Origin of the sequence: Clostridium sp. DL-VIII (assembly GCF_000230835.1) — a bacterium.
GTDB lineage: Bacteria > Bacillota > Clostridia > Clostridiales > Clostridiaceae > Clostridium.
Window position 1 is genome coordinate 3,428,369 of record NZ_CM001240.1, and the last position, 21,174, is coordinate 3,449,542.

General features: G+C 29.1%; 15 protein-coding genes. 13 read left to right on the forward strand and 2 right to left on the reverse strand.

Going from position 1 to position 21,174, the window contains the following annotated elements; translation table 11 throughout:
• Nucleotides 1–61 precede the first annotated feature (61 nt).
• The 7 genes from CDLVIII_RS15820 (at nt 62) to CDLVIII_RS15850 (ending at nt 9,608) form a co-directional block, all read left to right on the forward strand.
• Nucleotides 62–298: a helix-turn-helix transcriptional regulator gene (locus CDLVIII_RS15820; RefSeq protein ID WP_009170453.1), complete on the forward strand. Its 237-nt coding sequence runs from the start codon at nt 62–64 to the stop codon at nt 296–298.
• Complete coding sequence (gene def / locus CDLVIII_RS15825) at nt 299–751, forward strand: peptide deformylase (protein ID WP_009170454.1); 453 nt, start codon at nt 299–301, stop codon at nt 749–751. It begins immediately after the preceding gene.
• A gap of 231 nt (nt 752–982) precedes the next feature.
• Nucleotides 983–1,840, forward strand: coding sequence for a putative RNA methyltransferase (locus CDLVIII_RS15830; RefSeq protein ID WP_009170455.1), 858 nt, complete (start codon nt 983–985; stop codon nt 1,838–1,840).
• Nucleotides 1,841–2,655: 815 nt separating this feature from the next.
• The gene (locus tag CDLVIII_RS15835; protein ID WP_009170456.1) at nt 2,656–5,280 is read left to right on the forward strand and encodes an AAA family ATPase; all 2,625 of its coding nucleotides are present in this window, start codon (nt 2,656–2,658) and stop codon (nt 5,278–5,280) included.
• A 148-nt stretch (nt 5,281–5,428) separates the two neighbouring features.
• Nucleotides 5,429–6,607 (forward strand): acetyl-CoA C-acetyltransferase, encoded by a 1,179-nt coding sequence (locus CDLVIII_RS15840; RefSeq protein WP_009170457.1) that lies wholly within the window; start codon nt 5,429–5,431, stop codon nt 6,605–6,607.
• A gap of 313 nt (nt 6,608–6,920) precedes the next feature.
• Nucleotides 6,921–8,486 (forward strand): DNA mismatch repair protein MutS, encoded by a 1,566-nt coding sequence (locus CDLVIII_RS15845; RefSeq protein ID WP_009170458.1) that lies wholly within the window; start codon nt 6,921–6,923, stop codon nt 8,484–8,486.
• Nucleotides 8,487–8,639: 153 nt separating this feature from the next.
• Nucleotides 8,640–9,608: a type II CAAX endopeptidase family protein gene (locus CDLVIII_RS15850; RefSeq protein ID WP_009170459.1), complete on the forward strand. Its 969-nt coding sequence runs from the start codon at nt 8,640–8,642 to the stop codon at nt 9,606–9,608.
• Nucleotides 9,609–9,698: 90 nt separating this feature from the next.
• On the opposite strand, the gene CDLVIII_RS15855 is transcribed toward CDLVIII_RS15850, so the two are convergent.
• Nucleotides 9,699–10,958 (reverse strand): MFS transporter, encoded by a 1,260-nt coding sequence (locus CDLVIII_RS15855; RefSeq protein WP_009170460.1) that lies wholly within the window; start codon nt 10,956–10,958, stop codon nt 9,699–9,701.
• A 196-nt stretch (nt 10,959–11,154) separates the two neighbouring features.
• Nucleotides 11,155–12,372 carry a MerR family transcriptional regulator gene (locus CDLVIII_RS15860; protein WP_035302371.1) on the reverse strand — a complete coding sequence of 406 codons (1,218 nt, stop codon included), beginning with the start codon at nt 12,370–12,372 and terminating at the stop codon, nt 11,155–11,157.
• A 288-nt stretch (nt 12,373–12,660) separates the two neighbouring features.
• Here CDLVIII_RS15860 and CDLVIII_RS15865 point away from each other — a divergent pair, with 288 nt between their 5' ends.
• The 6 genes from CDLVIII_RS15865 (at nt 12,661) to CDLVIII_RS15890 (ending at nt 21,156) form a co-directional block, all read left to right on the forward strand.
• Nucleotides 12,661–13,647 (forward strand): glycosyltransferase family 2 protein, encoded by a 987-nt coding sequence (locus tag CDLVIII_RS15865; protein ID WP_009170462.1) that lies wholly within the window; start codon nt 12,661–12,663, stop codon nt 13,645–13,647.
• A gap of 8 nt (nt 13,648–13,655) precedes the next feature.
• Complete coding sequence (locus CDLVIII_RS15870) at nt 13,656–15,941, forward strand: glycosyltransferase family 39 protein (protein ID WP_009170463.1); 2,286 nt, start codon at nt 13,656–13,658, stop codon at nt 15,939–15,941.
• Nucleotides 15,942–16,067: 126 nt separating this feature from the next.
• Complete coding sequence (locus CDLVIII_RS15875) at nt 16,068–17,807, forward strand: glycosyltransferase 87 family protein (protein WP_009170464.1); 1,740 nt, start codon at nt 16,068–16,070, stop codon at nt 17,805–17,807.
• Nucleotides 17,804–18,706: a UTP--glucose-1-phosphate uridylyltransferase GalU gene (gene galU / locus CDLVIII_RS15880; protein WP_009170465.1), complete on the forward strand. Its 903-nt coding sequence runs from the start codon at nt 17,804–17,806 to the stop codon at nt 18,704–18,706. The genes CDLVIII_RS15875 and galU overlap by 4 nt, the downstream gene beginning before the upstream one ends.
• Before the next feature lie 200 nt (nt 18,707–18,906).
• Nucleotides 18,907–19,623, forward strand: a complete 717-nt coding sequence (locus CDLVIII_RS15885) for an SDR family oxidoreductase (RefSeq protein ID WP_009170466.1) — start codon at nt 18,907–18,909, stop codon at nt 19,621–19,623.
• A gap of 312 nt (nt 19,624–19,935) precedes the next feature.
• Nucleotides 19,936–21,156: a cadherin-like beta sandwich domain-containing protein gene (locus tag CDLVIII_RS15890; RefSeq protein WP_009170467.1), complete on the forward strand. Its 1,221-nt coding sequence runs from the start codon at nt 19,936–19,938 to the stop codon at nt 21,154–21,156.
• The last annotated feature ends 18 nt before the right edge of the window (nt 21,157–21,174 follow it).

Here is a 21,174-nt window from a genome sequence, read left to right on the forward strand (position 1 = left end):
ACATGAAAAAAATAAAAGTTTATATTAATTATGTAAGGTTAACATTACAGGAGTTGGTTTAATGAAAAATAAATTGAAAGAATTAAGGGAGTCTTTTGGCTTAACTCAAGAACAATTGGGAGAGCTTGTGGGAACTTCAAGGCAGGCAATTAATGCTATTGAAACTGAAAAATATGAACCATCAATATGGCTGGCTTACGATTTATCACAAATATTTCATTGTCAAATAGAAGAAATATTTCTTTTTGAAGAAAGTGAAAGAAAATCAAGAGCACAGCAAAGCAGAGGTGTGATTTAAATGGCATTAAGAAAAATTAGACTTTTTGGTGATGAGATATTAAGAAAAAAAAGCAGGGAAGTCGAAGTTGTAGACGATAAGATAAGACAAATTCTAAATGATATGGCTGAAACAATGTATAATACTGAAAATGGTGGTGGTCTTGCGGCACCACAAATAGGAGTATTAAGAAGGCTTGTTGTGATAGATATGGGGGAAGGATTAATAAAATTAGTAAACCCAAAGATAATAAGTGCAGAAGGTAGGCAGGAAGTTATAGAGGGATGTTTAAGTAATCCTAATGTGTTTGGAAAATTAATTAGACCAGAGAAGGTAACAGTAGAAGCACTTGATGAAAATGGTAAGAAAATTATACTAACAGGAACTAAGGATTTAGCAAAATGTTTTTGTCATGAAATAGATCATTTAGATGGAATTCTTTTTACAGATTTAGTTACGGAATATGTCAAGTAATTTTAGTAGATGCAGCATTAATATAAAAGTTATGTGAAGTTTAAATTTTTAATAACTAACCGAAATACAGGAGGTTTCTGCTATTTCAGTTAGTTATATTAATATATAGAAATTTTAATTAATTTAAGAAAAATGTTTTAATATGAATCTAAGAAGCAAAGAAGTTGCGAATTAAGCATAAAAAGTGTATAGTGTAAAGACTGGAATAGATGGCAAGGAGGTTTATTCATTATGAATAATATTTATAATAAGGCATTATTATTATGTCCTATTTGTAAGGATAAAATAATTAAGGATGATTTAAAAAAGACATATAGATGTAATAACAATCATTCATATGATATAGCAAGAGAAGGCTATGTAAATTTATTAATCAGTAATCAAAAACGAAGTAAAAATCCAGGGGATTCTAAAGAAATGGTACTATCGAGAGTAGAATTTTTAAATAGAGGATATTATAAGCCAGTTTCTGATAAAATTAATGAAATCATTGTTGAAACTTTAGAAAAATCTGATGATAATAGTTTTAATGTTATGGATTTAGGATGTGGGGAAGGTTATTATTTAACTAATTTGAAAAATTATATGAATAAAGGAAGTATAGAAGCGAATTTCTATGGCATGGATGTATCCAAAGAGGCTGTTAGGTATGCTAGTAAAGCTAATAAAGAATGTATCTTTGTAGTCGGAAATAATTTTAATATACCTGTAGATGATAAATCCATAGACTGCCTTCTTTCCGTATTTAGTCCTATAGATATAAATGAATGTAATAGAGTACTAAAGAATAATGGAATTTTTGTCAGAGTACTGCCTAGAACAAATCATTTAATACAGTTAAGAAATATTATATATTCAGAAGTGCATTTAAATGATAAAGTGTATAAAGCAGACGAGCAGGATAATGACTATATTAAGGAAGCAAATGTTACCTTTGATGTTAATTTAAACAAAGAGGAAATATTAAGCTTATTAAAGATGACACCTCATTATTGGAAGTCCACCCAGGAAAACAAAGAAAAATTAGAAGCATATGATTCAATGATTATTACTATAGATATGCGTATTGGTGTTTTTAAAAGAAAATAGCTCGGATATGTACTTTATTTTTAGTATAAAATTTAATTAAAAATCGTAAAATATTATACTTTTGTATAATATACTTCTTCATTATGTTAAAGTATAATAATTCTTGTAAAGAGAGATTTTATGGTAAAGGATTTTTATAACTGGTTAAGGGGTTTATAATAGTCAGTTATAAATTAGATAATGTTGATTTTTTAGGGCATTTATTATTATAGAATATTAATTTAATCCGGTAGTTATTAATTCCTATATTTACAGTTCTTTAATAATAAATGAAAATCAACATTATCTATAAATTCTCTAAAAAATTAAAAAACTATAATAGATTTAAGGCAAAATCAAAAAATAATAAGTCAATTTGTTAGACTGCTTTTCGTCATACTGTGGCAGCAATGTTCCCTAACACACCAGCTGGGAGGGCACTTTGTCTATTTGCCTGATGAAAAAATATCCATGACAACTTTGGATTTGTTATTTATTTTCCTATAGCTAATAAAAAGTAAAAATAATTAATATTGTATATTGTGACCATAGTGGGGGATAAGTCCTTGTTATGGTCTTATTTTATATGAAGAAAAAAGTAATTTCCTATTTGTTTATTTAAATATTATCTTAATAGAAATATAAAAATGCTTAAGCAGAGAAATTTCCAATAATCATATAAAGCTATGAATATTTGAATAGATGTACGAAGCATTACAAAAAAGTATCAAGTTTAAAGGAAGAATATGAAAAAATATGGACTTATGATATAATTTTGGAGATGAGGAAATTTAAATTGATTTAACATAAGTACGCTTTTTAGTGAGGAGGGAAATATGGAATTTACAAACTTACATGATAAAATGCAATTTCATAAATTTCAAAGTGAAATACAACAATATAATAATAATTGTTTTTATGATAAATCCACTAAAATATTACTTGATGCTATAAATTGTTTTAATGATCATCCAGGTCTACATTATCTTCTAGCATTGACTTATTATAATTGCAAGGAATATTTAAAAGCAACGGAGTGCTTAAAAAAAGCTATTTATTATGATGAAAATAATAATAAATACCTAGGTCTTATAGGATGCTGCTTTTTTGAGATAAATGATTTTGAAAACTCTTATAATTATTCAAAAAAAGCCTATGAACTTGATAATTATAACTTAGATGCAATAATAACTCTTGGTAAGATTGAATTGCGCAGACATAACTTTGATGAAGCATTTCAGTATGCAACTTTAGCAGTAAATATCGATAACCAAACTTTTCAAGCTATAAGATTATTAAGTAAATGCTGCATAGCTCAAGGAGAAAATAAACGTGAGATTCTAAAGTTATTAAACAAAGCTAGAGCCTTAGGAAATGATGATGAACTTGAATTTGATATAATAAAGTTTTTATATATTAATGGTGATTATTTTGAATGCTTAAAAGAGTGTAGGAAAAGTATAGTTGAAAATTCAGATTCCTATATTGCTCAAAAGGCGGCAAAATATGTATCAAAAATATATGAAAAAGTTCTTAATAAAGCTAAACTTAGTCAAGGGGCAGTCCTTAATAGTAAACAAGATAAGAACGAACCTAGTATTGGTGAAGACTTTCAAATTAATGAAAGCAGAGTAAAATCATCAATAGATGATATTATAGATATGGGATTGAAAAATGAAGATTTAAATGAGACAAGTGAAAATCATGAGGAAGAATATAAGAAAGATAAAGCTGTTAATTTAGAACGAAATATAGAAAATAATTTTTCAAATGCAGAAATTGTTCAGAAGGATGATAAAAATAAAAATTCAGTTTTATTGCAGGAAGCTTTAGATAAACTTGATGCTTTGATTGGATTAAATACTGTCAAAGCTGAAATAAAAAGAATTGTGCAACTTATTAAATATGAAAACAACAGAGCAAACGTTTTAGGAATCGAAAAGAATATCAATCAGAGTTATCATTTTGCTTTTCTAGGTAATCCAGGAACTGGAAAGACTACCGTTGCCAGACTGATTGGAGATATATTTTATTATCTGGGGATTTTAGAAAAAGGTCAATTAATAGAGGTAGATAGAAGTGAAATTGTAGGGCGTTTTATAGGCGAAACCGCAAAACTCACAAAAAAGGCTATAGATAGAGCTATGGGGGGAGTACTTTTTATTGATGAAGCATACTCCTTAGCAAAGGGGGGAGAAGGCAGTAATGATTATGGCGCAGAGGCCATAGAAGTATTAATTAAAGCAATGGAAGATAGCAGAGCTAAGTTTACTGTCATTCTAGCAGGATATACAAGAGAAATGAAAAATCTAATGAAGTTAAACCCAGGGCTTAGGAGCAGAATTAATTTAGAAATTGAATTTGAAGATTATAATGATGTCGAATTGGTTGAAATTGTAAAAAGTATGGCAAATGAAAATTATTATAAAATAAATGAAGACGGAGAAAAAGCCTTTTTAGAAAAAATAAAGATAGAGAAGGTAGATGATAATTTTTCTAATGCAAGAGCAGCTAGAAATATATTAGAGTCTGCAATAAGGGAGAAAGCATTTAGAATTGGAGATAGTGAAGTTTCAAAGGAAGAATTAGTTACGCTTACTCCTGAGGATTTTGGAATAAATCTTGAATTTTACGCACGTGATAAAATGTCAGAATTACAAGATGAATTAGATGCGCTTGTTGGACTTGACGATGTGAAAAGTATTTTAAAAGGAATAATAAATACTTTGGAGCTTCAACATAGAAAAAAGGAAATGGGAATAAATACTGAGGATATCTCATTAAATATGATATTTACGGGAAACCCTGGTACAGGAAAAACGACTGTTGCAAGAATTATAGGGAAAATTCTTAAAGCTATTGGTGTGTTAAAGAAAGGTCATATGGTTGAAGTTACACGGGCAGATTTAGTTGGAGAATATGTTGGCCAAACTGCACCTAAAACTTTAAATAAAATAAAAGAAGCTTATGGAGGGATATTATTTATTGATGAGGCTTATAGCTTAATTGGGGGCACTAGTAGTGACTTCGGAAAGGAAGCAATAGCAGCATTGATAAAAGAGATGGAAGATAGTAGAGACAAACTTGTAGTGATAATGGCTGGATATACAAAGGAAATGGAAGATTTAGTGAATTTAAATCCTGGAATGGAAAGTAGAGTGAAATTCGCAGTAGAATTTTCAGACTATAATCCTGATGAATTAATGAAAATATTCGAAGGATTATGCGAAAAAGAAAGCTATATTCTTTCGAATGAAGCGAAAGAAAATTTAAAGGGTATATTTCAAGAGGAGTATAGTAATAAAGATAAGAACTTTGGAAATGGAAGATTGGTCAGAAAATATTATGAAAAAATAAAAATGAAACAAGCAGATAGAATCATTAAAGATGATATAAGAGATAGAGAAGGGTTACTTACAATTAGTGTAGAGGATATAAAAGCTTCTTATAATTATAAATAAATTTATTAGACTAGTTGACAAAATAGACGAACTGGTCTAATATTTATCTTGTGAAGAAGAAAAAAATATTTTTTTAAATAAAAAATAAACAAACTAGTCTATTAATATTTATTAAAAATATCAGCATGAATTATGGAGGAATAATAGTATGAGAGATGTAGTAATAGTAAGTGCAGTAAGAACTGCAATAGGAGCATATGGAAAAACATTAAAGGATGTACCAGCAGTAGAATTAGGTGCAGCAGTAATAAAGGAAGCAGTCAAAAGAGCAAATATAAAATCAGAAGAAATTGGTGAAGTTATCTTTGGAAATGTTCTTCAAGCAGGGTTGGGTCAAAATCCTGCAAGGCAGGCAGCAGTTAAAGCAGGACTACCTATAGAAATTCCAGCTTTAACATTGAATAAAGTATGTGGATCAGGTTTAAGAGCAGTTAGTTTAGCGGCTCAAATTATAAAAGCAGGAGATGCAGATATAATTGTTGCTGGTGGTATGGAAAATATGTCTGGTGCTCCATTTTTAGTGAAAAATGCAAGATGGGGTCAACGAATGGGACATGGAGAATTTGTAGATGAGATGATTCAAGATGGATTATGGGACGCTTTTAATAACTATCATATGGGAATGACAGCAGAAAACGTAGCTGAAAAGTGGAATGTAACAAGAGAAGAACAAGATCAATTTTCATTAGCATCTCAACATAAAGCTGAGGAAGCAATAAAAAGTGGACAATTTAAGGAAGAAATAGTTCCTATAGTTGTAAAAACAAAGAAAGGTGAAGTAGTTTTTGATACAGATGAATTTCCTAGATTCGGAAATACAATTGAAGCTTTATCAAAACTTAAACCAATTTTCAAAGAAAATGGCACAGTAACAGCAGGAAATGCGTCAGGTCTTAATGATGGAGCTGCAGCCTTAGTTATAATGAGTGCAGATAAAGCTAAACAGTTAGGTATAAAACCACTTGCAAAGATCCTTTCTTATGGTTCAGCAGGACTAGATCCAGCAATAATGGGATATGGTGCATTCCATGCAACAAAAGCAGCTTTAGATAAAATAAACTTAAACGCTGAAGATTTAGATTTAATTGAAGCAAATGAAGCCTATGCATCACAAAGTATAGCAATAGCAAGAGATTTAAAGTTAGATATGAATAAAGTAAATGTTAATGGAGGGGCTATTGCCTTAGGTCATCCAATAGGAGCATCTGGTGCGCGTATATTAGTTACATTATTACATGCCATGAAGAAAAGGGATGCAAAGAAAGGACTTGCTACCTTGTGCATTGGTGGAGGACAAGGAACTGCATTAGTAGTTGAAAGAGAATAAATATAGTTTAATTTGTTAATTAAGATTTTGGAAGAGTACAATTCTTAAATTCTTATAAAGACCTATAAGATAGAAAACAAAAAGTTATCTATTTTATTAGGTCCTTTTGTTTTGAGAAACTAAAAAAGTGAAATAACATTAAAATTGACATATTTATGAATAAAAACTATAATTAAGAAATGTTTGACCTATAAATATAAAAAACGAAAGAAGATTGAAAGAAATGCTTAAGGATTATATTATATTTTAATTTGAAGATAATGTTGGATTAAATTTGGTATATAGTTTACATAAGGGGGGAAAAGAGTAGGAGATGAATATTAATGTTAGTAGAAGTTTTATACAGAAGGATCTTAATGCAGATAAAAATAAAAAAAGAGATATTGATAAAATAAGAACACTATTTGATATAGAGGCCAAAAATGAATTTACTTTAGATAATCAAACTTGGGATGACTTAATTATGGATGAAGTATTTTATAAATTAGATAGAACTTATTCAGCAGAAGGAGAATCTGTATTATATACAATGCTTAGAAATCCACTTATAGATGAAATGGAATTAAAAGAAAGAGGGAAATTAATAGATATATTTAAAGAAAATATTGATTTGACAGTGGAGATAAGAAGGATATTTTGTAATATGGTTTATGATAAAAAAAATAGATTAATAGAAATGATGAATGGAATCATTCACGTGAATAAATCAAAGTTCTTTATTTATTCTTTTTTGGGTGTATTGCCTATCTTATTGATAGCAGCTGCCATTATTCTTAAACAACCAGATTTAATGATGTTGGTAATGATAGATATTTTTGTTCAAATATATATTCATACAAAAGAGCATGAAAATATAAATGCTATTGGTCTTATATATTTAAGAGATTTAATTAGTGCAGCAAAGAAATTATCCAAAATTGAAAATGAGGAAATTCAATCATATATAACTAGGATTAGAGAAGTGTTACGAGAAATAAAAAGTATTGATAAGTCTACTTGCTTAATTAGTATAGTAAATTCCTTTGATGGATTATTTGAACTAATTTCCATTCCGTTTTTGATAGAAGAAATTACGTATTATAAAACTAATGAAAAGTTATTGGAGAGGAAAGATAAAATACTAGATTTATATTATCTGGTTGGAGAGCTTGATGCACTAATTTCTATTGCTATTTATGAAAATAAAAATAAAGAAAAGTGTACTAGTCCTAGATTTATTAAAGAAACATCATTAAAAATAAATGATGGGATACACCCACTTCTTAAGAAACCTGTTGGAAATTCTATTGATATAGCAAAAAATGGAATTGTTTTAACAGGTACAAATATGTCAGGAAAATCTACATTTTTAAGAATGGTAAGCACCAATATACTTTTGGCACAAACTTTCAATTTTGCTTTAGCGAAGGAATATGAAGGTTGTTTATTAAATATTGTATCATCTATTAGCCCAAAAGATGATATTATCCATGGAAAGAGCTATTATTTAGCAGAAGCAGAAGCGATTTTAAGAATAATTAAGGCATCAGAAAAAGAAATTCCTGTCTTTTGTCCAATTGATGAAATCTTTAGAGGAACAAATCCTCTTGAAAGAATTTCTTCTTCAGCTGAGATTCTTAATTATATTAATAAAGGAAAAGCAATATGTATTGTTGCAACTCATGATAGAGAACTTTCAGAAATGCTAAAGGAAAATTATGATTTTTATTATTTTAGTGAAGAAATTGATGAGAAAAATGGACTTAAGTTCGATTATAAACTAAAAAGAGGTATATCTAAAACGAGAAATGCAATTAAACTTTTAGAGTATGTAGGTTATCCAAAAGAGATCTTAGAAAATTCATATAAGCGAATCGAGAGTATGGAAGGATATATTTAAAAGATTTTTAAATGAAAAATAGTAAACTTTAAATTTTATTTTATAAAATAGATGATTTCAAATCATCTATTTTTTTAGGTGAAAATAAGAATTTATTAGTCATCTCCAGAATATAATTTATTTGAATTAAGTAAAAGAAATGGAGTGACATAAGTGAGTAATGAACCCCAAATAATCAAAAAATTAATTAAAAGAGATTTTAATAAACTTGGACTTACAATTTTAATGAAAGAAATAATTGTATATATAGTTGCTATAGTATTTGCAATGATTGTTATGGCAGTGCAGACCGCAAGAAATCCCAATACTAGCTATGACCAATTAACTGGGATTTTAAACAATGGAACTTATAGCGGAGTAATGAGTATAGTTGCAGTTATGCTTTCATTCATTCCATTCTTAATCTATAGAGGAAGAAAGTTTTTTGAATATGACTTGAAGATAAAAAACAAAGATTTTACAATGAAAACTGTAATAATAGGACTAGTTATAGTATTATCAGCAAATAGCTTATTGGTGTTTTTTTCAGATATACTAGAATTAGGACTTAATTTTATGGGATTAAGTGCTAATTCAGCTCTAGAAGATTTAGAATCTTTAAATGAATTAGCGATTCCAATGATTATTTACTCATGCATACTAGGGCCAGTAATTGAAGAATTTATTTATAGGGGAGCAATTCTTAGGAGTCTTGAAAAGTATGGGAAAAAAGTTGCCATCTTGGGTTCAGCAATATTATTTGGGTTAATGCATGGAAACTTTTTTCAAATATTTATGGCAATAGGACTTGGAATTGTATTAGGATATTTAGCTATGGAATACTCAATTAAGCTGACTATATTACTACATATTATTAATAATATTTCTGTTCAAATTATATCACAAATGGCTATTGGCTTAAATTCAGAAACAGAAAAGCTTGTAAATTATAGCTTTATAAATATTGGCTTAATTATATTGATTATATTTCTTTTATATTATAGAAGTTCCATTAAGAAATGGCTTCAGGCAAATAAAATGCAGGACGGTATTATGTCAAAATTCTTTACATCTATTTTAATAATAGTAGTAGTTGCACTTGATTTGTTTAAAGTTATAAGTGGTATTAGTATAATTTCATAAGTATAATGAAGGGCAATTTGAAAATTGTAATAAACTATAGACAAGTTAGACAATTACAATTTTGAATCAAAAGAGCAGTACTTTATAAATTTAAACAGTCCTAATAAATAGTAGGGTGAAAATAAAAAGTAGTATCCCTCCAACTATAGATAAAAGATATGATGGAACCTGATTTATCAAGTATCCAGAAATAATTAGGGCAATTGGAAGAACTATTTTTGCTATGCTTATTCCTAAGCTCAAGACTCTGCCTCTAAATTCATCTGAAATTGTTTTTTGCAGAAAATAAAAAATAGGAATATCTATAAATGAAATTGAAAATCCAATTAGAATAGTTACTAAAACAAAATATATTAATATAAATGTCTCATCAGATATTTTGGTTTGTATTATGACTGAAAAGCCAACAGCAATCATGCAGGCTGACAGTAATATAGTTGCTGATTTTATTATTTTTTCTAAGGAGAAATTTTTTATAATCTTCTTTAGTGTAATAGCACCTAAAATTGCCCCTATTGAGTAAGTCGATTGAATTAATCCATAAAGTTTTGTATTCAATTGTATTATATTATTTATTATATAAGGCATTGGAATATTTATTGAAAGGCCAATAAAAAAGTTTATAGCAACGAAAATTATAGTCATTTTAATAATATCTTCTCTTTTATTTAGGTAAATAAAGCAGTCCTTTATATCAGCGTAAAAACTAAGTTTTTTGTTATTACTAGAAACTTCAGAGTAATTTAATCTGAAATCTATGAGCAGCTGAAGAGCGGCAGAAATAATAAAAGATATACTATTAATGAAAATAAAATATTTTATATTTAATATCGCAAAAAATAGCCCACCAACCATTGGCCCCAATATAGATGCTGAGGACTCAATAACTTTACTTATTGAATTTAAAGAAATAAGTTTGTTTTCGTGAACCAAGTTTGGTTTTGCAGCTTCAATACTTATACCATATATGGTAGAAAAGAAGTTTAAGAAAAATGTGCTAATGTAAATTATCTTAAGGTCTAAAGTGTATCCATTACTGATTAATAAATATATAAACATAAGTAAAAAGCCATTAAGTATATCTGCGGTGATAGAAATTAATTTTTTATTGAGCTTATCAGCAAGGACTCCGGCAAAAGGAGTTACAGCTATGACTGATAAAACACCTAGTATAAGTGTCGTTGCAAAATTCAAACCAGAGTTTGTGATTTTTAATACATGTAGGCTTATGGCAAAATTATATGCAGAGGTTCCAAAGAGGAAAATAGAACTTGCCAAAGAAAACAGAGACATATTTAGTAAATCTTTATTTTGAGTAACCTTGTTGAACTTAATTTTTGTTTGGAGCATTTTATCATTCCTTAAAAGATAATATTTCTTTAGTTAAAGTAATACTTATGCTAAATCAATAAGTAATAGCTTAGATTTAGCATGAATATTTCTCTAGTTTTAAAGATAAATAAATTCTAAATCATGGTCATATGGCTACATCAAGATATAAATTTTAAATTTATTCTATGAAAATAGAACAAAGATGGGGGTAACCCTATCTTTGTCCTAATATATAATAAGAATATACTTTTTCACCAACTTTAAAATAATTTTCGTATTTACCCCCCTTTTCTACATAATTAGATTTATTTTCTTCTAAAATATTATACTTAAGTTTAGAAATCTCTACTTTGATATTAGTTAAAATAAAGTTCTTTTTATATTTATCAGCTATCAGGCTGTTTAAAGTAAAGTTTTTAAATAGAATATATGCCCCTATAAAATAAGCAGTATCTTTTATAAGATCATCTATTTTTGATAATAAGAAATCTTCATTAGAGAAGCTGTAATTGCTCGTACCAGATAGATCTAATAGTATGTCAACAGATTTATCTTTTATTGGAATTTGAAGAAAGTCTGAGCAGATAAAGACTATATTTTTTTTACAATTAGCTATTTCAAGGACTTTCTTTAAAAATTTATGCTTATTAATATCATGGTCTACTGCTATATATGTCATGTCATCTGGCAGATCGTCATAGATATATCTTAGGGTGAAGCCAAAACCAGAGCCTAATTCGAGCATTACTTTATTTTTGAAGCTTGAAAAATCCACTTTTTTATATATCCATTCCATTCCTTTGTGCAAATTATCGAGGTAATGGATATCTGTATCAGTTATATATTCAATAATGTAGTTAAGATTAAATTTAATTTGGGTAGATAGAGTATTTTTTCCGATTTTAAGTATTCCTTCTTCAACAAAATATTCTTCGCCACAAGGGCAAGATAATTTTCCGTTAATAATTTGATTGTTTATTATATTTGCTTCACTTAGCTCTAAATCACTACCACATTTACAGCATTTAAAAAGATTAAGTGATTTTAGATTAATACCAATGATGGATTCATTTCCAGTTTTAATTTGTGAAAGCTCATCCAATTTTCCTTCAAGTCTTTGCTTTACTTCAGTAAGGTCTTTAATTTGATTTTTAATTTGCTTATCTTTGTTTATAAATAATTCTTTATAACATTCTTTTTCTTGGTAGTGGGTGAGTTTTGCAAAATGCTTAAATAGAAAAATAGATTTTATCTCGCTAAGAGTAAAGCCTAATTCTTTAAAAGAAAGTATATCTTCTAAATCCTCCTGACATTTCTCATCAAAATCATATTGACCTCCTAGTTTTTGAGGAACTATTAAGCCTAAATCCATATAATGTCTTATTGTATCTATAGTTAGATTGTTAGATTCAACAAATTTACCAATTTTCAAAATATCACCTTCATAAATATAGAAATTATTATATTCAATAATTATATCATAGATAACTATATATATTGCAATTTGCAATGCACAGTTCACAACGTCAACAACTTTTGAAGAAATCTCATAAGAAAAAGTGAGAGTTCAAATCTTGAATTTTTACATTAAAATTGTAGAGGAGTTGTAATTGGACTGTAACAGAACTGTGACAATTAACTATTACAATACAAATATAGCTTAGAGAAAGCTAGAGATAGTATTTCTATTTAAATAATGACATAATTTGAGGTGATAAAAATGAATGGAAAAGTAATTTATTCTATTATAGTACCCTTATATAATGAAGAACTTGTTATAGATGAAAGTTATAGAAGATTAAAAGAAGTTATGGATACAACAAAAGAGAATTATGAAATTGTGTTTGTAAATGATGGAAGTAAAGATAAGACAAGAGAAAAAGCGGAAAAAATATGCAACAATGATGAAAATATAAAACTTATTAATTTTTCAAGGAACTTTGGTCATCAAGCTGCAATAACAGCAGGAATGGACTTAGCACTTGGAGATGCCGTCATAGTAATAGATGCAGACCTTCAAGACCCGCCTGAAGTTATGCTTAAGATGATTGAAAAGTGGAAGGAAGGCTATGAAGTAGTTTATGGAAAAAGAGTAAAAAGAGAAGGAGAGACTTTCTTTAAAAAGGTTACAGCTAAAATGTATTATAGACTTCTAAGAAGTATGACAAGCGTTGATGTTCCAGTAGATGCTGGGGATTTTAGACTGATAGATAGAAAAGTATGTGATGCTTTAATTGCGCTTCCAGAAAAGAATAGATATGTAAGAGGACTTGTAAGCTGGGTTGGATATAAACAAACTTATGTGGAATTCATAAGACAAGAAAGATTTGCAGGGGAAACTAAATATCCTTTGAAAAAAATGCTGAAATTGGCTTCTGATGGTATAACTGCTTTATCATATAAGCCTCTTGTAATTGCAGGATATTTAGGAGTTTTAGCTTTTATACTAGGAATTATTTTAATAATTTCAGATTTTGTGAAGGATATTTTTAATAAAAATGGCATTATAAATTTTACACTAATGATTGGAATAAACATGATGATGTTTGGTGTAATACTCGGATGTATCGGTATAATGGGACAATATATAGGAAGAATATTCGATGAAAGTAAAGGAAGGCCTATTTATATAATTGACAGTACAAAAAATTACACTAGAAGCGATAAAAAGTTCAAAATTGTTAACTTAGAACAAAAGACGCTGTAGGAGGATAAATGAGGAATAAGATAAAATTAACTAAGGAAAATATAAGTGTTTCATTAATTTTAATATTATCTGCAATATTAAATTTTGCTAATATAGGTATAGAAGGTTATGGAAATAACTATTATGCAGCTGGAGTAAAAAGCATGACTTTGAGTCTTAAAAATTTCTTTTTTGTGTCCTTTGATCCCGGAAGTTTTGTAACAATAGATAAACCGCCAATGGGGTTTTGGATACAGGCTATTTTTGCTAAGATATTTGGTTTCAGCGGATGGAGCATACTTTTACCGCAAGGCTTAGCAGGAGTAATTTCAGTATATTTAATATATTATCTTGTTAAAATGTCCTTTGGGAGTCTAGCTGGCATTATTTCAGCTGTATGCCTTGCAGTAACTCCAGTTTTTGTTGCTGCAAGCAGAAATAATACTATAGACAATTTACTTGTTGTGACATTACTTTTTGCATGTTTAGCGATTACAAAGGCAGCAGAGCATGGAAAAGCCAGATATCTTTACATAAGTTTAGTGCTTATAGGGATTGGCTTTAATATAAAAATGCTGGAAGCATATATGATTGGACCAGCTATTTATATTACATATCTATTTTCGTCAACTATTTCATTTAAGAAGAAGATTGGGCATCTTATTATTGGGAGCGTTATATTAATAGCAGTATCTTTTTCTTGGGCTATGATTGTAGATTTAGTGCCAACACAGAATAGGCCATATGTAGGTAGCAGTACAAATAATAGTGAAATGGAACTAATAATTGGACATAATGGGTTAGAGAGACTTGGTCTTAGTAATAATTCAAATAAAGGTTTTGGTGGAGGCAGCAATAAAGATGATGGAAAAAGACAAACACAAGATACAACAGATTTAAGCGATAGTAGCAAGGATAATAGCAACCAACAAATGCCTCAAGGAGCTCCTGATGGAAATAACCAAGGAAGAACAGCAGCGCAAGGTGATAAGAATAATCAAGGAATGTCGTGGACACCATCAAATGGAGAAAACCAAGATGGCAGCAATATGCAACCACCTAGTGGAGGACCAGGAGGTCAAGATGGTGGAGCAGGTCAAGGTGGAGGACCAGGAAGAGGAGGTCAAGGTGGTATTCAAGGTTCTTTTGGATCACAAGTAAAATCAGGTCTTACAAGATTATTCGTTAAAAGCAGTCTATCAGATCAAATAGTTTGGTTTTTACCGCTTGCATTATTAGGATTTTTAGCAGGTGCAATAAAAGAAAAATTAAGATTTAGATTAGATAATCAAAGAAAAGTGTCTCTAGTATTATGGATTACTTGGTTAGTTCCTGAATTTATATACTTTAGTTATACAACAGGGTTATTCCATCCATATTATTTAACAATGATGGCACCTCCAGCAGCAGCTTTAGCTGGAATTGGAATTACCACAATGTGGGAACTTTATAAAGAAGGCAGATGGAAAGCTTGGCTTTTACCAATAGCATTTGCTATAACTGGTATTACTCATATGATGATGTTATCATATTTCACAAGTAATTTATCAACAGTTATAAGAAATGTGATTTTAGGATCATTAATATTATGCTTTGCAGCTTCTGCTATATTAGCAATATTAAATATAAGGACATTCATTAAGAGTAAAAATAATATTAATTTAGATGATAATAAGAATATGAATTTAGAAAAGGTATTACTAGGAATTGCTACAATAGGGATTTTAGTTACTCCATTTATTGGTGCAAGTGCAGCAATAACTCATAGTGTAAATAGTACAATTCCTTGTGCAGGATTAGAGCTTCTTTCAAGTGGAGAAAAGAGTATGGGTGGAATGTCTTTTGGTGGGGGAAATAATGTAAGCAGTTCAAAGCTTATTGATTTCTTAAAGAATAATATAACAACAGAAAAGTATTCACTTGTAGTTTCTTCGTCACAAAGTGCTGACAGCATAATAATACAATCAGGTGAATCAGTTATGGCGCTTGGAGGTTTCTCTGGTTCAGATAATATACTTACTTTAGATGAATTTAAGGAATTGGTTAAGAATGGAGAAGTAAGATATGTATTAACAGGTGGAGGAGGCCCAGGTGGAAGTAATGAGATTATGAACTGGGTAACTGAAAATGGAAAAGTGGTTCCAGAAAGTGAATATAAAGATACTACTACAAATATGCAAAATGAAGACTTGGGTACTGATAGATCAAATAATAAAGGTTATAACATAAATTCAAACTCAAATGGGCAGAATTTTGGTAGAAATAATTCAGAACAATTATATGATTTGAAAGATTTAGCAGATACTTTAAAGTAAAAGCATATTTAGAATATAAACTATTGAAGTGAGGGGAAGTATTTGTTGTAACTCTTATAGCTTAGGAGTAAATTAGCAAAAACTAACCCCTTATTTTAATAATTTTGCTGAAAGGAAACAGGAATAATGGAAAATAGAAGATATAAGAAGTATATACTTAGAGTTATTTTAATATTTGTATTAGCATTATCAATAGTTACATGTGTATATGCTCTTCAGAATTATAAGATTAATAATAGTAATGAAATTATGCAAAATAGTCAGGTGAATTTTGGCGGAAATAATTCTATTTCTAGTGATGATAAAAGTGAATCTGGAGATAAAGCTGTAACATCAGATAGAGCAAATACAGATAGTAGTAATAAGATGCAGGACAACCAAGAAAATGGGAGTAAGGATATGAGAATCCCAGGGGTAGGAAGATCTAGAAATAATAATCAATCACAGCAGAATAGAAACAATCAAGGTGACTTTAATAATAATCAAAGAGGAAATAATGGAAATGGACAATTAGCACAGTTTAGAGGTAATATGCAAAGGGGCAGTGGTGAAAATTTTAAGTATGTCCTAGAGCTTAACATATATGGAGGGATATTTTTAATAGTATCTTGTTTGGGGTATTATCTATTTAGACGTAAAAGGATAGAAATTAATTTAAAAGATGAAAAATTCTTGGTATTTACAGTATTAGCAGTAGGTTTTCTATTAAGAGTTGCAGCAGCAACGCTTATGCAGGGATTTAGTGGTGATATCGCATTATTTAGAGATTGGGCACAGTCTGCAGCAAATAGTTTCTCTAATTTTTATGCTAGTGCTAGGCAGGCAGATTATCCGCCATTGTATATATATATTTTGGGGCTAATCGGAAAAATTGCAAGTTTATCTAGTGTTAATTCATATTATACGTTGATACTAAAAATGCCATCAATAATATCAGATATTATTACATCATATTTTATATATAAACTTGGAAAGAAATACTTAAGCGTATATATAAGTATTTTATTAGGAGCATTTTATATTTTTAATCCAGCTGTGTTCATTGATTCTACATTTTGGGGACAAGTCGATTCATTCTTCACATTGCTAATTGTTATAGCATTATATTTATTATCTGAAAAGAAATATATATTATCGTCAGGAATGTTTGCAGCTGCAATACTTATGAAACCACAAGGAATAATATTTCTTCCAATACTTTTTTTTGAATTAGTAAGGCAAAGAACAATAAAGAACTTTGTATATTCGGCAATTTCAGCATTTATTACTGCCTTAATAATAATTATTCCTTTTTCATTAAACTCTCAAAATCCTTTATGGATTATTAATTTGTACACAAAGACTATATCAGAATATCCATATGCTTCAATAAATGCGTTTAATTTTTTTGGGTTAATTGGAGGAAATTACAAAGATTATAATACTGAATTATTTTCGATAAGTTATCATACACTAGGAATGATATTTATTGTTTTAACAACATTAATTGGCTGGTTCATTTACATAAAAGGAAATGATAGAAAATATGTTTCGGCCATAGCTTTACTTCAAATATCAGGAGTATTTACCTTTTCAGTTGGAATGCATGAAAGATATTTATTTCCAGCAGAAGCAATAGCAATATTAGCATTAATATACCTGAAAGACAGAAGATTTTTTCTATTGGCTATAGGATTCAGTATCACTAATTATATCAATATTTCTACAGTTTTATTTAGAAACAATACAACAATTTTTAACAATTGTCTTGAAGTTACTTCGATATTAAATATATTTCTAGTTGCATATTTATTAAAAGTTCTTTTTGATAATGCTATTAAAAAATTTTCTTTAAGATTTGAAAAAGAGGAGAGTGAAGCACTATGAAAGTACGAAAGGCAGTAATACCGGCAGCAGGTCTTGGAACAAGATTTCTGCCAGCTACAAAAGCACAACCCAAAGAAATGTTGCCAATAGTAGATAAACCTACTATTCAATATATTGTAGAAGAAGCTGTAGCTTCTGGAATTGAGGAAATATTAATAATTACAGGTAGAAATAAAAGAGCAATAGAAGATCATTTTGATAAGTCTGTAGAGCTTGAAGATGAGCTTGAGCATGCGCATAAAGAAGAATTACTTAATCTTGTGAAAGATGTATCAAATATGGTAGATATTTATTATATACGTCAAAAAGAGCCTAAAGGTCTTGGAGATGCAATAAAGCATGCTAAAACTTTTGTTGGAAATGAACCTTTTGCAGTAATGCTTGGAGATGATGTTGTAGATAATGAAGTTCCATGCCTTAAGCAGTTAATAAATTGTTACGATCAATACAAGACTTCTATATTAGGAGTACAGGAAGTTGAAGAATCAAATGTATCTAAGTATGGAATAGTTAAGGGAATAGAAATAGAAGAAAGATTGTATAAAGTTAGTGATATGATAGAAAAACCGAAGATTGAAGAAGCTCCATCTAACATAGCCATTCTTGGAAGATACATAATAACACCAGACATATTTGATATATTAGAAGTAACTAAACCAGGTAAGGGCGGAGAAGTGCAATTAACCGATGCGTTAAAAGAATTAACAAAGCATGAAGCAGTATATGCTTATTGTTTTGAGGGAAAAAGGTATGATGTTGGAGATAAACTAGGCTTTTTGAAAGCAAATATAGAGTTTACTTTAAAACGCGATGACTTAAGAGAAGGTTTTATAAATTATCTTTTGAGCTTAAGAGATGAAACTAATATGGAAAGAGAAGAAATTAAAAGTAAGCTCTAGAGATGAGTGTAGAGTAAGAAAGTATTATATTTAAAAAGAAAATCTGCGGATTACTATAGTAGTACGTGGATTTTTTATATTAATTTTTTATTAGTATAGGATAAATAATAAAAATATGGTATAGTTTACATAGCATAAAAAATACCAATGTACGTTAGTAGAAGCAAAAAAATCAAAGGAAAAATCAAGGGGGATTATTTATGAGTTATTGGAAGAATAAATGTGTTGTTGTTACAGGAGGCACTTCGGGTCTTGGGAAAAGCTTAGTTTTAAAGTTAATAAAAATGGAAGCTAAGGTTGCGTTCTGTGGCAGATCAGAAGAAAAAATGAAGTGTGTTTTAGATGAAATAAATGAGGAAGATAGAAAAAATATATTTTATGAAAATTTTGATATTGCAGATGAAAATAAGATTATTTCATTTGTTAATAATGCAGGAGATAAATTTGGTACGATAGATGTGCTAATTAATTGTGCTGGAGCAAACACTGCACGAGGTTTAGTGGAAAGCATTAAAATCGAAGATATGAATTTAATGTTAAAGGTAAATACTATAGCACCATTAGTATTTATAGAAGAGTGCTATAAATATATGAAAGTGAAAAAAGAAGGGGTAATTATAAATATACTTTCAACATGCTGCTTATTTTCAAATGAAGGTAATGGAGCTTATACGGCAGCTAAAAGTGCTTTAGATGGTTTGACTAAAGTATTTAGAAAAGAAGCGAGAAAGAATAATATAAGAGTATGTTCCGTATATCCAGGTGGAATAAATACTCCATTTAGAGCTCAGGAAAGAGAGGATTATTTAAGCCCGGAAAATACTGCAGATACAATATTAAAGACACTGGATATAGATACGAGTGTCGCTTTAGATGAAATCGTATTAAGACCATTTGTAGAGACGAATTATTCTTAAAATAGAGTATATACTTAAAAAACTGCAATATTCAAAAAAATGAATTTGCAGTTTTTTATTATTTATAATAAAAAAGGCTTAGATGCGAGAAAATTTTATAATGAAATTAGAAAAATATGTCTAGGTCCAGGATTTATCGGGATTTTTAAGTTGATTTACTAATGAGTTATTAAAAAAGTACCAAAAGTGGTATTCTATATTGTATTATATAGTGGAAATACAGTTATACCATATCAATGAAACTTATAAAGTAGTCACCGGTGCAAGAGTAATAAGATAAGTTGATATTTATAAAGTTAGAGGAGTGACAATATGAATAAAAACTTAAAAAAAGTGATTGCAATTGCACTCACAGTTAGTGCATTTGGTGCAGTTATACCGGGAACAAGCTTTGGTTTAATTAGCACAAAGGCATATGCAGCTAGTGGAGATTTAACTAGTGTAAAATTAAAAACATCTGATGGAAGTACAATAAAAACTTATGATGAGGATGACTATAAAAGTAAGAATGAAGTAGATGATGATAAATTAGAAGATAATGGAATTTATTATGCAAAAACTTCATCGGATACAATAAAAGTTACTACAAAAGGTGTTAGCTCAAGCCATGTTAGAATATTTAAAAGCAAAAGTAATTCAGCGAAAGGGATTAAGATAAGTAGTTCCATTGATTTGTCAAAGGATTCAACAACAACGCTCATTATAAGAACATATGATGATGATCCTGGAACTGTGAAATATAGTGATGATTCTTATACTAGCCAATATACTATAAAAGTAAAATGCACTGCGACTTCTTCAAATGACGATGAAGATGATGAATATGATGATGTGTATTTAAAGAGCCTTTCCTTAAGTGATGGTAATATTAGTTTCTCAAAGAATACTTCAAGCTATAATGTAAATGTAGCTGAATCAGTAAATAAGATTTCAATTGCCGCAAAACCCGATTGTGATAGTGACGAATATGACGATTACACAGTTAGAATAGATGGATCAAAAGTTGATGAAGATGATAAATTTAAAAAAACAGTATCATTAGATAAAGGTAATAATGAAATAAAAATAACAGTTGAAGATGATGATGATAATAAAAGAACATATACATTAAATATAACTAGAGGCAATACAAATAATAATAGTACAAATAATAATGAAACTGCAACTATAATTAAAGCTAATCAATGGGTGTTAGTAAATGGGCAGTGGCAATATAATGATACTTTAGGCAAACCAGTAAAGAATATGTGGGAGAATGATTACTATCTTAATTATGATGGAAATATGGCAACAGGTTGGCAGTATATTAATGAAAATTGGTATTACTTGGGCTATGATGGAGCTATGAAAAAAGGCTGGCAACTTGTAAATGGAAGTTGGTATTATTTGGATAAACAGGGGAAAATGCTTACAGGCTGGTTTAGAGATATTAATGGTAAATATTATTACTTATATACTAGTAGTGGGGCAATGGCCCATAATACTATAATTAATGGGTATAAAGTAGGTTCAGATGGAGCGTGGATCAGTTAATAGAATAATGTCATGATT